A 14352-nucleotide genomic window follows, 5' to 3' on the forward strand; every position below is an offset into this window, starting at 1 on the left:
CCAGACAAGAACAAAACTAGCTTTCCATCCGCGAAAACCCGCTCACCGAGTACATCGCGATGCTCCGGGGTTGTAGTTTCAAGGGTTCTACTCCCCCTGTCCGGAAGGTCCACCTACCCCCTAAGCGGTCCACCGCCTCAGGCTGCTACCGACCCATAGCGGACATCGAAAAGGACAGTACATAAAGCACTTCCGGCAACCCAGGAATGGTTGCCGGAAGTCAGCGCGAGGCGCAATCCGGGAAGCTATGCCTGCACTGGTCAGAACTTCAGTTTGAAGTTGGCCCGCACGCCGCTATCGGTCACTCCATCGCCGTATTGGCCGTTGTAGGAAACACCAATCGAGGTGTTCTTGCCGACAGTGAAGTCGAGTCCGGTATCGACCACCGCAGCGTTCCTTGCGATTGGCACACCGGCGATGTGGAATGGTGTCGATCCACTGTCGTAGGCAAACGTCGAGTCGGGTGTGACGTCTCCAAACGCGTGGCGCCAACCCAGCGAGCCACTGACCTTGGCAGTGGTTTTGCCAACCTGGAACTGGGTCGACCCACGCAGCCCCAGGGTCGAGAAGGTGGCGTCGCTGTTCTGGCTCTTGGCGGTCAGCGCAGCCGCGCCACCGTGCTCGGTAAAGCCTTCGGTGTGGACGTTCACCAACGCCAGGTTGGCGAAGGGTTCCAGTGCGACTTCGCCGGCGTCCACGGCATACCCAAGCTCGCCGAAGACCTGTGCGGTCTGGGCGTGATAGTCGCCTGTCAGGCGATCATGGTAGCCGTTGAAGCTCGGCGAACGACGGGTCGAAAGGTCGTGCCAGGAATACGCGGCTCCCGTCCGCAAGGACAGCCTGTCCCACTGTGTCCCGGCATAGAGGCCCAGGTGGTAGTTGTCGCTGGTTGCCGACGAGTTGCGGTCGTTCACATCAAGGTCTGTCTGGCTATAGCCGCCGAATGCGCCTACCCGCCAACGGTTGGCCATGATGCCGTCGACACCCAGGAGCAGGCCGCCGACCGACCGGTCCAGGTGAGCGGCGTTGCCGTCGCTGTCGATATTCCCCCAGGACCCGAAGGCGCGCGTCCAAACCACGCTCTGTTCACCATCACAGTCCGTGTCGGCCGAGCGTGCATCGCTGCTGGCGAGGACAGTACTGGCGCCTGAAACGCCGCAGGTGGAGGAGCGCAGACGATCGAGGGCTGCTTCGCGGATGAATCGACTGTCTTCCAGGAAGGCGCTCTGGGCCGACGCATGGATTTCGCCGGAAAGCTGATCGAAGGCCGCTCGCGCGGAAGACTCGTCGAGCTGAACGACAGCGTCGTAGATCGGGTTGCCGTCTCCCAGGCTTTCGGTTCCTTCGCCAGCGGCCTTCTGATTGGGTGTGCCGCCGATGTCGCCGAAGCCGGTCTGGTTACGCACCATCGTCAGGTAGACATTGTTGGCGTCGTCGGTGAGTGACGGCGTGAGGAATGCCAGGTTGGTGGTGACGCCATCGAACTGCCCAGTGCGCCCTTGTGCTGCGGTGAGGATCGTGTAGGTATAGCTCGGCGCGTAGTTGCCTGCCCCGGCCAGCACGGCCACGGTACCGCCGTTGAGCGTTGCTTTTCCGGTGGCGTCGATGAGGGGGCCCGTGCTCGGATTGAGCGCGGCCTGGTAGGTTGATCCGGCATCGAAGGTGACGTCGCCAGAAACGCTGAGGGTGCCGATGCTGCCGTTGTTGCCTGGGGCTACCGTAGAGCCGGCGCGCGCCACGATACCACCCACGGTTCCTTCACCGCCAAGAGTTGCGCCGTCGCCGACCGTGACGTTCGAGTTGCCCAACGAGCCGTTGACGGCGAGTGTCCCGGCCACCACCGAAGTTGCGCCACTGAGCGAGCTGGTGCCGGTCAGATTGAGCAGTCCCTCTCCGCTCTTGGTGAGTGTCCCTGTGCCATTGATCGCATTGGCGAAGGTCGCATCGGCTGACTGGTCGAGCACCAACGCGGCGTTGTCCAGAATGTCGCCCGAGCCGAAGCTGGTCGCCGATCCTTTCAACGTGCCGTCGGAAATGACGGTGCCGCCCGTGTAGCCGTTTGGACCTGCAAGTGTCGTCGTCCCATCGCCGAGTTGCTCCACCGTGCCGCTTCCGACAATGGTGCCGGTGAAGTCCACGTCATCGGAGCGGTTAAACGCAAGGGTTCCATTATTGGCAACGGAGCCGAGTATCGAGCCGCTTGTCCCGCCGTCGCCGAGTTGCAGGGTGCCGGATGAGATCAAGGTTCCGCCGGTATAGGTGTTGACTCCAGTCAGCACCTGGGTGCCGCTGGCTTGTACCAGCGCACCAGCGCCTGACACGGCGCCTGCGAAGACGTTGGGATCGCTCCCGCCATTAAGGGTGAGGGCGTTGTTGCCGGACAACAGGATCTGGCTGTTCGCCGCGCCGTTCAGGTTATTCAGCGACTGGTTGAAACCGTGGGTATCGAATCGGGTACCAGCGCCCAGGGTCACAGCGCTCGAGGAGGCGATCACATTGGCTGCGCCGGCCTGCAGTGTCCCACTGGCGACCTCGGTCGTGCCGGTGAAGTCGTTGGTCGTGTTGGACAGCGAGACAGAATCGCCGGCGTTGATCAGGAGATTGCCGGTACCAGTGAGCTTGGCCGCCATATCCGCATCACTGCCCGATGCCCCCGGATCCTCGGCCAGCGTCAGGGTCTGGCCTGCCAGGATATCGATCTGCGAAAGGCCGTAGTTGACGTAGAGGCCGTCGTTTCCTTCCCCGGTGCTCAAACCGTAGCCGTAGGAGCCGACGGCGACGGTCGCGCCGTTCTGCGTCAACTCAACCTCGCGGGCGTCACTGACCGGCATGCCGTTCTGGTCCTGCAGCGTCAGGCCACTGGCATTGCCCACCACGTTGTCGGCGGTTGCCAGTTGCAGCAGCGCCGAGCCATGGCTTTGCGAGAACAGTGAGGATTGATCAGGCGGGGTGGGGAGAGCAGGAGCGTAGTTGTCGGGAATGTCGATGGAGACGGTTCCGGTGCCAGCGGCATTCAGACCGGTCAGCGCGAGCGTGCTATCGGCCACTGTCTGGGCGGGTGCAACGGCGCCGAAGTGGACGGTCCCACCATTGAAGGTCAGCCCACCGATCTGATGGTTGCCCTCAGCCACTGTGACATCACTCCCGTCATCGACTCGCAGCGTGGCGTGGGTCAATGTCGTTTCGTTGATCGCCCCTGTCGTTCCCGCTTCGCCGCCCAGCAGGAAGGTGTTATCGGAAAGCGCGACCGTGCCGGAAAAGGCATTGCCTGCACCCGCACCGAAGGAAAAGGCACCGCCGTCGTTGGATGCCAGCAGGGTGCCGGTCCCCGTCAACGCGTTTGCGAAGGAAAAATCACCCTGAGTCGCCGCCCGCAGCGTGCCCTGGCCGTCGATGAATACCGTGCCACTGCCCAGGCTGCTGGTTGATGCGATGCTGGCAGGATCGACTGCCAGCGTGCCACTGGTGATCGTGGTACCGCCGGTATAGGTGTTGCTGCCCGAAAGGATGGTTGTGCCGGCGAGTACGTTCACTGCCTGGCCGTCCAGACCGGAACCGCTGATGGTCGGGGCGAACAGGTAATCCGACTCGGTGTGATTGAACACCAGCGAGCCGCCGGAACCCAGCGTGACGGAGGGGCTGGCGAGGATGCCGGCACCTGTCGCAGCGCTGCCCTGTGCCGCGCCAATGTTGATTACTCCGGAACTGCCTTCAATGGTGGCGACCGTCACGCTGTCGGCACTGACCTGGCCGTCGTTGGCAAGGGTCAGGATGCCGTGACTGTGGTTGGAGTCGGCATCCAGTTCGCTGCCGCCCACGGACAGCGCTCCGCTGTTGTTCCAGGCCGATCCTGTTCCATCGATCAGCGCAGAACCGGTTTGACCGAAGGCGCCCACGTAGCCGCTGCCCGGCAGCAAGGGGGGCACCCCGGTGGTATAGACGGCGCTGCTGGCCACCCCGCCGTCGGTGATTGCCAGCGACCCTCCGCTGACGACTAGGAAGCCTGAACTGCTCCAGGTCGAGCCCGCCCCGCTGACGGTGGCGACCCCGTTTCCCGTGGCGTTGCCGATCGTGGCCGTGGCATCGGATACCGTGCCACCGTTGGTGATGTTCAAGGTTCCCGAGCCCGCGTTGCCGATCACCAGGTCCAGGGCGTTCGTCCAGGTCGAGCCCACGCCATCGACGGAAACCCTGCCGACCGCATTTGAGCCATTGCCAACGTAGCCCGCGGCATCGGTCACGGTGCCGCCGTTGCTGATGTCCAGCGTGCCCTTGCCGGATCCCCCCACCACCAGGTTGGTAGTGGTGTTCCAGGTGGAACCCGCACCGTCGACCGTCACCGAGCCTGAGGAACCGGAACTGTTGCCGACGGTAGAGGAGTTGTCCGAGACCAGGCCGCCATCGGTGATATGCAAGGTGCCGGTGCCGTAGCTGCCTACGGTCATGTGCCCGGAGCTGGTGAACGAGGAGCCCGCGCCATCGACTTCGACCGAACCGCGGTTGTAGTGGCCGATGATCGAGTTATAGGTCGTTGCGGCGCCGCCATTGGACATGCTGAGCGTGCCGTTGCCGTAGCCGCCGATGCTCAGCTGCACGCCATTGGTAAAGGTGGAGCCTGTGCCGTCGACCGTGACGGTACCGACCGAATTGTTACTGCTGGCGAGAGTGGTGTTCTGGCCAACCGAGACAGCGCCGCCGTTGCTGATGTCCAGCGTGCCGCTCCCCGAGCCACCGACGGTCAGGGTGGTGGAGTTCTTCCAGGTGGATCCCGGTCCTTCGACGGTCACGCTGCCCGAGCTGGCGGAGCTGTTGGCGACGGTGGCAGTTCTGTCCGATACGAGAGCGCCATTGGTGACGTCCAGCGTGCCGCTGCCATAGCTGCCCACGGTCATGTTCATCGTACTGGTGAAGCTGGAGCCCGGGCCATCAATATTCACCGCGCCGGTGTTGTAGTGGCCGATGATCGAGTTATAGGCTGTTGCGGTCGCGCCACTGTTGATGTTCAGCGTCCCGTCGCCATAGCTACCGACGGCGAGGAAGGTATTGGTAAACGCAGAACCGGTGCCATCCACGTTGACGATACCCACCGAATCGAAACCGCTGCCCAGGTAGGTGTTGACCTGGGAAGACACCACGCCACCATTGGCGATGTCCAATGTGGCATTGCCGCCGCCCCCTACCACCAGCTCCGTGTTGGCATTCCACCGCGAGCCAGGGCCGGTCACCACTACCCTGCCGTTGGAGCCCGCCAGGCTGCCGATCTGCCCTCTGGTGCTCGATAGAATCGAGCCTTGATTGATGGTCAGTGTGTCGGTGGCCCCGGTATTGGCGTTCTGGCCGACCACCAGACTGCCGAGGTTCCAGGGACTCGGCTGGTTCGTGGAGACGACCTCCACATCGTTGGCGTAAATGCCCCCGCCGCCGGAATCCGCAATGATGTCGGCATGCGCCGGGTGAGCGAGGGCCAGAGTCACCAAGCCTGCCAGTAGTGGCAGGGGGCTCAGTGCCGCTCGGAATCTTTGCGCAAACTCGGCGGACGAAGACGCCGTTGCCCGTCGACCTGAGCTTGCTCTCATTGCAGATTTACAGCATGACTTCGCCAGTTCAGACACAACCTGCCAAGTACCGAGATTGCGTTTGAAGACGATTTTGTAGGCGCGGTTCATGATCAGAAGCCTCGATGACATCACGTAACATGAGGAATGAACGAGAGGCCGTTCATGCTCGAAACCTGATGTTTCAAGGCGGTCAGTCCCTGGCCACGCCCCCTCGAATCCGAGCCGCGATTATCGGTGCCAAGAAAATTGTTTCTTTATGAGACGAATCTGAAAGTTGGGGGCGGTCTTCCAAAGGAGGTATCCGGCGTACTCCCCTTGGCGGAATGCGGCAACGCAGTGGTCATTCTTGGGATATCGAGGAGGCGGCAAGTTCTGCCTACGACGCCGGGAGCGCAGGTGTTCGCCACGAGAGGTCGTCCGATACGCATAAGCACTTACTGGTCAGTCGCAAGCGTCCGCTTCTGGCCGTTCTCTGCCGCTCACCTCTTCGGCGTGACTGTTTAAGCCGCATGCAAGCGGTGGTCAGCGGCAATGCCAATGGGTGGTCAAGCGCGATGCAATTACGCAACCTTGGTTCGCTGCGAGAATTAACGCTTCGAAACAGGGGGGCTCTGTTGGCACCACTTGAGCGCACGCAGGGCATCGTCCATTGGAACCAGGGCGAAACGGTAGTAGTACGTGGTGGGCCGGAATCGGGCTTCTATGGTGCTGGATAGGGCCTTTCCGTCGTTCTCGTAAGGGCTGGTGTTTTCTTGGTCGGCTATGAAGTAGGTCTTGCCCTCTTCAATATCCAGGTCGAATTCGGTGTCGCTCTCGTTGCCTATGACGGCTTCGGCGACGACGTGGATTCGGCCGGCATCAGCGTGTGTGACGAAGTATGAGCCCCCTGGCAGCTGGCCTACGGCTTTGCCGTTGATGGATATCGTCCTGGAGAACTTGCTGCCGAGGGTGGGTTTGACGCGGTAAAAGTACAGGGTGGCCTGGTCGGGGTGCGGCTGTTCGAGCATGTAGAAGAACGGCTGACCTGTCAGGTCGACTGTGCTGCAGGCGGAGAGGAGGGTAGCGGCCACCATCCATGCGGCGCTGCGGAACGCTTTGATCATCGCTGATGCTTCCATGCTACTTGCAGAGGCCTTTGCCGTGGTCACGAGCGTCGGAGGTTGGCCAGGGCTCGAACTTGCTTTCTGCTGCGAGGTTGATGATGGGGCGGCCCTTGAGGGTGGGGAATTTCTCTTCCAGGCGTGGCTGGGCCAGTTCAAGTTCGCTGGTGCGGAACAGGCAGTAGCTAAGGGCATTGGCCCGGTAGTTGCCGATGAAGGCTATTTCGCCGGCTTTGACGGTGAAACGGTCAGCGGTGCGCCTGGCCATCGATTGGCCGGCATAGAAATAGTACCGCCAGCTGGTGATTTCGTAGGTGCCGGGCGGCACTTGATACATGAAGTGCTCGCCGAGGGCGTTGCGGCCGCGGATGTCCTTGTTGTTGCCCATGGTTGTGAGCTGGATTCGAGTGGCCGGCTCGCCCTGGCGTTGGATCTCGATCTCCAGGCCGTGGGGCTGGGTGAGGAAGAGTTCAGCAACGGCGCCGACGATGACTGCTTGGCTGGGATCGAGCGGCTTGGTGTTGTCGTATTGGCTGGCGGTGCAGCCTGCCAGCAGAAGCGTAAGCAGGGTGAGGGCGAGGGTCTTCATGGTCTCGGTCCTTGAGAGGGTGAGGTTATGGGTTTTTCTGGGTGGCCTGGTGGATCTGCTCGAGCTGCTCCTGCAGGGTAACGGTGCGGTAGATGTCACCGGCGCCACGAAGGCAGAGGTCGGGCATCAGGGGTAGCTCGACGGTAGCGGCGCCAAGGGCGGTCAGCTTGCGGGCGCCAATCATGCAGCCGCCGCGGAAGGTGCCCAATTTGACCATCTCCAACTGAAACTCGTAGTCGCGGCCAGGCTCAGGGGTGAAAACGATTGGTTTGGGCGTGCAGGAAACGGCACTGCTCCAGCTGCCCAGGTAGACGATCAGGGGCTTGCCTGCCGGCACGGCGTATTCGTCGAACTGCAGCTTGGTGTCGTTGATGCTTTTTGAGGCTTTGGTTGGTGGGATGCCGATGACCAGATTTCGGGTATCCGACTCGCGCCATGGGTAAAGGCCTGGCGTGTGTACGTGTGCGTCTATCCAGCCGGATTGGTTGCGCGGCAAGGTTCTGGCGGACTTGTTGTAGAAGGTTTCGCAGGATTGGCCGATGACGTAGCCGCCGGCGGTGCCTTCGCCGGTAATTAGGCGGATACGGGCGGTGGTGGCGGGATCGTACTTGGCGGCTTCCGCTTCGTTGCGCACGTCGGTCTTAGTCGTGGCGCAGCCAATGAGGCTGGCAGACAGGAAGAGCAGGATAAGTTGTAGTTTCATGAGCGGTGTTATCTTCCCTGAGTGCTTAGGGCTACCTTGCCAGGGTCTAAAGTCCTTATAAATCAATCGTTTAACAGAGTATGTCGTTTGGGTAGGTGTTGCGCCAAATTTTACGCTCACAAAGCCCGGTTTAGACGGGTTTTATGAAAAATTGACGTGCCGCAGTGGTGTTGCATCAGGAATCGGCCAAGGTGTTGCACGCACTTTGTCGCGCATCATCCGCGTGAGGTGTCTCTCCTGCGTTTCGGATTAGTCGCATGACAGCAAAACGGTCGTGGCGCTGCCCAAGTGCGCAAGCCATCGATTCGCATATTTACCTAGGTCGTCGCATCGATACAGTGCGACGCGCTTTCTATCCCTGATGTTCCAGACAGATGCTGAGCGTCCGTTCCTGGCCGATTTCTGCCAGAGCAAAAAGGGACAGCAAAAAGGGAACAGGCTTATTTTTCACACGCCGCAGTGGACACCGGGTCATCCGATGCCCCACACAACGCGGCAATGTCATCATGGCCAAACAATATCTAAATGCCATTTATTGACCAGGTAAAGGCGGCAAATTGTCGGTCCGTGCTCTAACCTCGCTAGCAGTGTCCCAGGGAGCCCCACGGCATGAAGCCCACTCTACCCATCCTCGAAATTTCTCCTCACCAGTGTATTGGCCCGATCTGTCTCGGCGACACGCGAGCCATGGCGCGGGACGCGCTGGCCGCGGTTGGTTTCCCGCTGGAGTCATACAACGGGCCGACGGATTACTTCTGCCAGGCCGCGATCCAGACCGAGTGCGACGAGCACGGGTTCATCTGGTTCATCGGCCTGTCCCAGAGTGAGCGTTACCTTGCCCGCTACCGGGGCGTGGATGTGTTTGCGCTGCCGGCCGGCGAGCTGTTTTCACTGATCGCCTCGGCGGACGACTCCGGCGCACACGAGTTCAACGACAGCGAATACCTGTTTCCAGGGCAGATCATCACGCTGTGGGACGCGGACGAGCAGTACGACCGGCAAGGCAACGAGACGCGTGCGGTCTGGGCTCAAGTGGGTATCGGCAACGCCGATTACGTCGAGGCAGTCTCGGCTCTTTGATCCACAGGCGAACTTTGTGGCGCCGGGGGCTCTATGCTTGTCCCGCACGCTGACAAGGGAATTCCATGCTGAACGCAAAACTCACCAGGGCGCTGCTCTGGCTGGTCATTGTCATTCTCGCCATCGCCGTGCTGGCGTTGGGGCTGCGGGTCGCCGCGCTGCGCAACATTCCACCGCTGGAGCCCTGGCATACCTGGGTGCCCGAGGACCTGCACAGCGACGCCATCGACCGCACCGACTGGGCCGGCTACCTGGCCGCCGAGGACCGGTTGATGCAAGCCATGCGCAAGGAAATGGCGGCCAGCCTGCAACCCTTCGAGCGCGTCGCCTACAACCGCTACTTCGACCAGAGCCAGGTCTACCCCGGCCACTTCCCCACCGACTGGAATCGCTCCTACGAGATGCGCCCCGCCGGTGACGTGCGCGGCGCAGCGGTACTGCTGCACGGACTGACCGATTCGCCCTACAGCCTGCGCCACCTGGGCGAGCACCTGCGGCAGCAGGGCTTCGTGGTGATCGCGATCCGCATGCCGGGCCACGGCACTGTGCCGGCCGGGCTCACCGATGCGGACTGGGAAGACTGGATGGCCGCCACCCGGCTGGCTGTACGCGAGGCCACCGCGCAACTGCCCAAGGGTGCACCGCTGCTGATGGTGGGCTTCTCCAACGGCGGCGCGCTGGCGATGAAGTACAGCCTGGATGCACTGGGCGATACGAGCCTGACGATGCCGAAACAGCTGGTGCTGATCTCGCCGATGATCGGCGTCACCCGCTATGCGCAATTCGCCGGCCTGGCGGGCCTTCCGGCCCTGCTGCCGGCCTTCGCCAAGGCAGCCTGGCTGAGCGTGCTGCCGGAGTTCAATCCGTTCAAGTACAACTCCTTCCCCATCGCGGCGGCGCGCCAGACGGTGGAGCTGACGGACGCCGTGCAGGCCAGCCTGGAGAGCGCAAGCCGCAGCGGCAGCCTGGCCCGCCTGCCGCCTGTCCTCACCTTCCAGTCCCTTGCCGACAGCACCGTCAGCACCCCGGCGGTGATCAGCAACCTCTACGACCGACTACCGGCCAACGGCAGCGAACTGGTGCTGTTCGACCTCAATCGCTCGCTGAACTACGGCCCGCTGCTGCGCCCGGAAATGGCCACGCTCGGCAATCGCCTGCTGCCGGAGCGCGAACGCAACTACGACCTGACGGTGATCTCCAACAGTCCGCAGAGCAGCCAGACCGCCGCGCTGCATACGCCGGCCCACAGCCAGCAGCAGGAGAGCCAGCCGCTGGCCGCCAGCTATCCGCCGGACCTGTTCTCCCTTTCCCACGTGGCGCTGCCCTTTCCGCCCAACGACGCGCTCTATGGGCAGTACCCGAACAGCCTGGAAGACTACGGCATCCGCCTGGGCACACTGACGCCCCGCGGCGAGCGCGGCGTACTGATCGTCGGGCTGGACCTCTTCCAGCGGGTGACCTCCAACCCGTTCTACGACTATCTCGTGCAACGGGTCGATCAGGTATTACCAGAGCGCTAGCGCTTGCCCAGATCCAGCACGACGGCGATCAGGGTGATGGCGATGAACAGCAGAATCAGCCAGGAACTCATTGGACCCACTCCCCGGTAGTAAACAGGGCTATCGAGGGACGTGGGGGGCGGGGAGTTCAGAAAAGTTCTTGAGTGGTGCGACGGGTCGGGCGACAGCGAAGCTCCGGCCAAGTGATTTGCTGTCGCCGGCGATGCCATTCAGCACCGCCGTTTTCTTTCATTGCTTGCGAGTTGCCCCGGCTCGACGAGCGGCGAACTCCGCTTCGATGCCCTCGGCCGGTTGCCCTTCCCCGGAATTCAGAGAAGCCCTGGCAGCCTCCACTTTCGCCCGCCGGTAATCATCCTAATCCGTCTCGCTGGTGGTAATGGCCAAAGCAGAATCCTCCCTGATCCGCCGCTCATTGCCGAAGCGGCGGGTGAAGCCGATGCGGTCGAAGTACTCCAGCAACTGGATGCAGCGCTTGCGGCCGATGCCGATGCGGTCACGGAAGGCGGCGGCGCGGATGATGCCGGTTTCGTCACGCAGGTGCAGGGCGTGGCCGGCGAGTTGGCGCAGCGTCTGTTCAGGGTAGAACAGGTCTTTCACTACCTGGTGCAGCTGGCCCAGGCGGGCGAGTTTGCGCAACAGCAGGCGCACGTCGCCCTCCTCGGCCTTCAATTCACGGGCGAGGTCACGCACCCAGGGCGGGTCGAAGGCGCCGGCCACCAGCAATGGCCACAGGCGCTCGCGCAATTGCTCGTCGGCTTCGCCCAGCTGTACGCGATGATCGGGCAGGTGCAGCCAGGGGCCGCTGCTATCGACTTGTCCAGTCGCCAGCAGGCTTTCCAGCAAGGCGATGAAGACCGGCCGTTCGAGCGGCGAAAAGGCGTAGCGGCGCAGGCGGTCGCGGTCGGGACCGAGTTCGTCGGGGGCTTCGGTGTGGAAGCGTTGCAGGGCATCGAGCAGGTGCCGTTGCAGTGCGGACCAGCGTTCAGCGGCGAACAGCCGCGCGCCGAGCCGGGTGTGGATTTCGACCAGCTCGCCAGGCAACTGCCAGCCTTCGCGCGGGCGGTTGAACTGGCGTGCCAGCAGCGCGGGTTCGAGGCCGTTGCTGGCGTGGGCCAGCAGGGTCGCCAAGGCGCTTTCGAGGCTATCGCCCTGCAGGGCGCGGAGCTGCTCCAGCCGCTCCGGGCTACGCCGGTTGCGCGCCGGGGCGAATGGGTCGAGCACGCGACCGCCGCCGAGGGTACGTTGCGCGGACTGGTCACGCAGCACCAGGTGATCGCCATGCACGGCGTGGCTGGGCGCATTCAGCACCAGCTGCGCGAAGGCACGCTCGCCGGGTTGCAGATGCTCGCCTTCGAGCAGCGCGACGCGGCCGGTGACGTCCTGCGCGCCGAGGTGCACATGCACCGGCGTCCAGTGAGCGAAGGCGCGGGTTTCGCTGGGCAGCAGGTTCAGATCGATATCGATGCGCGTGGTGGGCGCATGCAGTTCGCCAGCAATCAGCCAGTCGCCCCGGTGAATCTGTTCGAGGTTCAGCCGCTCGCCAGCGATATTCACCGCCACGCGCTGCCCAGCGAGGGCCTGCTGCGCTTCGCGGTTCTGCGCGTGCAGGCCGCGCACGCGAACGCGGCGGCCGGCGTGACCCAGCAACAGCTCATCGCCAACGCTCACGGTGCCGGCAAAGGCCGTTCCGGTGACGACGACGCCTGCGCCGCTGACGCTGAAAGCGCGGTCCACCGCCAGGCGGAAGCCACCGGTTGCGGCGCGCTGATGCGTCTCACCGGCGGCGGCGGCGAGGGCTTTACGCAGCGCATCGATTCCCTCGCCGCTGACGTTGGAAACCGGAAAGGTCGGCGCGCCGGCCAGCGGTCCGTTCGCCAGCAGCTCATGCACTTCAGCGGCGACCTGTTCCACCCGTTCGCTGGAAACGCGGTCGGCCTTGGTCAGCACGACCATGGCGCGGCGGATGCCGAGCAACTCGACGATGGCGAGATGCTCGCGGGTCTGCGGCATCACGCCGTCGTCGGCGGCCACCACCAGCAGCAACAGGTCGATGCCGCTGGCGCCGGCGAGCATGTTGTGGACGAAACGCTCGTGGCCCGGCACATCGATGAAGCCGGTGAGCGCGCCGTCTCCCAGGTCGGCGTAGACGTAGCCCAGGTCGATAGTGATGCCGCGCTCGCGTTCGGCCGGGCGGCGGTCGCCCTGGATACCGGTAAGGGCGCGTAGCAGCGAGGTCTTGCCGTGGTCGATGTGGCCGGCGGTTCCGACTATCACGCGTCGTCCTCGGCCAGCAGCGGCAGTTGCGCGACAAAGCCGGGCTCGTCGTCGAGCTGGCGCAGGTCGAGCCACAGCGCGTCGTCATCAATGCGGCCGAGCACCGGGATCGGCAGGCAGCGCAGGCGTTCTTCCAGGTCCAGCAGCGCGCGGCCACGCTGGCGCTTGGGCTGGTTCGGGCGCAGGCACAGCGCGGCACTGGGCAGGCGCGCGACCGGCTGGGCGCCGCTGCCGATCATTCCCAAGGCATCCACGGCGCTGACGCTCCAGCTCCCGCCCAGCAGCGTGGCCAGGGCAGGAGCCAGGCGCTGGGCCTGGACGCGGATGTCGGCCTGTGGGCGGCTGAGCAAGCGCAGGCTGGTGAGACGTTCGGCGAGGCGATCGGGATCGCGGTAAAGGTTGAGCACGGCCTCCAGTGCGGCAAGGGTCAGCTTGTCCACTCGCAGGGCTCGCTTGAGCGGGTTCTTCTTGATCCGCCCGATCAGTTCCTTGCTGCCGAGGATCAGGCCGGCCTGTGGGCCGCCGAGCAGCTTGTCGCCGCTGAAGGTGACGATGTCGGCGCCGTCGCGCAGGGCTTCCTGCACGGTGGGTTCCCTGGGCAGGCCCCAGCGGGTCAGGTCGACCAGGGTGCCGCTGCCCAGGTCCTCCAGCAGCGGCAGACCATGGGCGTGGGCGATCTGCGCCAGCTGTGGGGTGGCGACGCTGGCGGTGAAGCCCTGCACGCTGTAGTTGCTGGTGTGCACGCGCATCAGCAGGCCGGAGCGCGGGCCGATCACCGCTTCGTAGTCCTTGGCGTGGGTGCGGTTGGTGGTGCCGACCTCGACCAGCTTCACGCCGGCGCGGGACATGATGTCGGGGATGCGGAAGGCGCCGCCGATCTCGATCAGCTCGCCACGGGAAATGATGCCTTCCTTGCGCGCGCCCAGGCTGTTGAGCGCCAGCAGCACGGCGGCGGCGTTGTTGTTGACCACGGTGACGGCCTCGGCGCCGGTGAGCTCGCGGATCAGCCCGGTGATGAGGTCGTCGCGGTCGCCACGCTTGCCGGTGGCGAGGTCGAATTCGAGGTTGAGCGGGTAGCGCGCGGCCAGCGTGATCGCTTCGATGGCTTCCTCCGGCAGCAAGGCGCGGCCGAGATTGGTGTGCAACACGGTGCCGGTGAGGTTGAACACCCGGCGCACGCGGCTGGCGTGGTGCGCGGCGAGACGCTCGCCGGCGCGGCCGGCGAGCACGGATTCTTCCAGCTCGACGGCAGCCAGTTGGCCGTGGCGTGCGGGATCGCGCAGCTCGTCGAGCAGGTCGCGCAGGGTCTTGAGCAGGGCCTCGCGGCCATAGCGTTGCTGCAGCGGCTGGCAGGCCGGGCTGCGCAGCAGGCGGTCGATGGAGGGCAAACGTACCGAGGTCATGGACGGGCCTTGTGCTGGGGACGATGGCTGGAGTCAGTGTAGGGCGAATAACCGCTCGCGGTTATCCGCCCTTGTCGCGCGACTTACGTAGGATGGGTGGAGCCTGCGATACCCATGCTGTGCTC

The 14352-nt window shown here is 63.8% G+C and carries 8 protein-coding genes; 2 read left to right on the plus strand and 6 right to left on the minus strand.

What is annotated here, in order from left to right:
* Positions 1-260 precede the first annotated feature (260 nt).
* The 4 genes from MJ122_RS18870 to MJ122_RS18885 all read right to left on the minus strand — a co-directional run bounded on the left by MJ122_RS18870 (position 261) and on the right by MJ122_RS18885 (position 7950).
* Positions 261-5666, minus strand: coding sequence for an autotransporter domain-containing protein (locus MJ122_RS18870; RefSeq protein WP_239745580.1), 5406 nt, complete (start codon positions 5664-5666; stop codon positions 261-263).
* 479 nt (positions 5667-6145) lie between these two features.
* Positions 6146-6661 (minus strand): DUF2846 domain-containing protein, encoded by a 516-nt coding sequence (locus MJ122_RS18875; RefSeq protein WP_239745582.1) that lies wholly within the window; start codon positions 6659-6661, stop codon positions 6146-6148.
* A 16-nt stretch (positions 6662-6677) separates the two neighbouring features.
* The gene (locus MJ122_RS18880) at positions 6678-7247 is read right to left on the minus strand and encodes a hypothetical protein (protein WP_239745584.1); all 570 of its coding nucleotides are present in this window, start codon (positions 7245-7247) and stop codon (positions 6678-6680) included.
* A 25-nt stretch (positions 7248-7272) separates the two neighbouring features.
* Positions 7273-7950, minus strand: coding sequence for a hypothetical protein (locus tag MJ122_RS18885; protein WP_239745586.1), 678 nt, complete (start codon positions 7948-7950; stop codon positions 7273-7275).
* 609 nt (positions 7951-8559) lie between these two features.
* On the opposite strand from MJ122_RS18885, the gene MJ122_RS18890 reads away from it, so the two are divergent.
* Positions 8560-9030, plus strand: coding sequence for a hypothetical protein (locus MJ122_RS18890; RefSeq protein ID WP_239745588.1), 471 nt, complete (start codon positions 8560-8562; stop codon positions 9028-9030).
* Positions 9031-9095: 65 nt separating this feature from the next.
* Complete coding sequence (locus MJ122_RS18895) at positions 9096-10550, plus strand: alpha/beta hydrolase (RefSeq protein ID WP_239745590.1); 1455 nt, start codon at positions 9096-9098, stop codon at positions 10548-10550.
* Positions 10551-10904: 354 nt separating this feature from the next.
* On the opposite strand, the gene selB is transcribed toward MJ122_RS18895, so the two are convergent.
* Together selB and selA are read right to left on the minus strand one after the other, a co-directional pair.
* Complete coding sequence (gene selB / locus MJ122_RS18900; protein ID WP_239745592.1) at positions 10905-12824, minus strand: selenocysteine-specific translation elongation factor; 1920 nt, start codon at positions 12822-12824, stop codon at positions 10905-10907.
* The gene (gene selA / locus MJ122_RS18905) at positions 12821-14227 is read right to left on the minus strand and encodes an L-seryl-tRNA(Sec) selenium transferase (protein WP_239745602.1); all 1407 of its coding nucleotides are present in this window, start codon (positions 14225-14227) and stop codon (positions 12821-12823) included. Before selA ends, selB begins: the two co-directional genes overlap by 4 nt.
* Positions 14228-14352 lie beyond the last annotated feature (125 nt).

Origin of the sequence: Pseudomonas sp. DP-17 (genome assembly GCF_022380625.1) — a bacterium.
In the GTDB taxonomy this organism is placed as follows: domain Bacteria; phylum Pseudomonadota; class Gammaproteobacteria; order Pseudomonadales; family Pseudomonadaceae; genus Pseudomonas; species Pseudomonas nitroreducens_A.

Coding starts and splice junctions, on each gene's coding strand:
- MJ122_RS18890 (WP_239745588.1), top strand. CDS start 8,560: ATGAAGCCCACTCTACCCATCCTCGAAATTTCTCCTCACCAGTGTATT.
- MJ122_RS18895 (WP_239745590.1), top strand. CDS start 9,096: ATGCTGAACGCAAAACTCACCAGGGCGCTGCTCTGGCTGGTCATTGTC.
- MJ122_RS18870 (WP_239745580.1), bottom strand. CDS start 5,666: ATGAACCGCGCCTACAAAATCGTCTTCAAACGCAATCTCGGTACTTGG.
- MJ122_RS18875 (WP_239745582.1), bottom strand. CDS start 6,661: ATGATCAAAGCGTTCCGCAGCGCCGCATGGATGGTGGCCGCTACCCTC.
- MJ122_RS18880 (WP_239745584.1), bottom strand. CDS start 7,247: ATGAAGACCCTCGCCCTCACCCTGCTTACGCTTCTGCTGGCAGGCTGC.
- selA (WP_239745602.1), bottom strand. CDS start 14,227: ATGACCTCGGTACGTTTGCCCTCCATCGACCGCCTGCTGCGCAGCCCG.
- MJ122_RS18885 (WP_239745586.1), bottom strand. CDS start 7,950: ATGAAACTACAACTTATCCTGCTCTTCCTGTCTGCCAGCCTCATTGGC.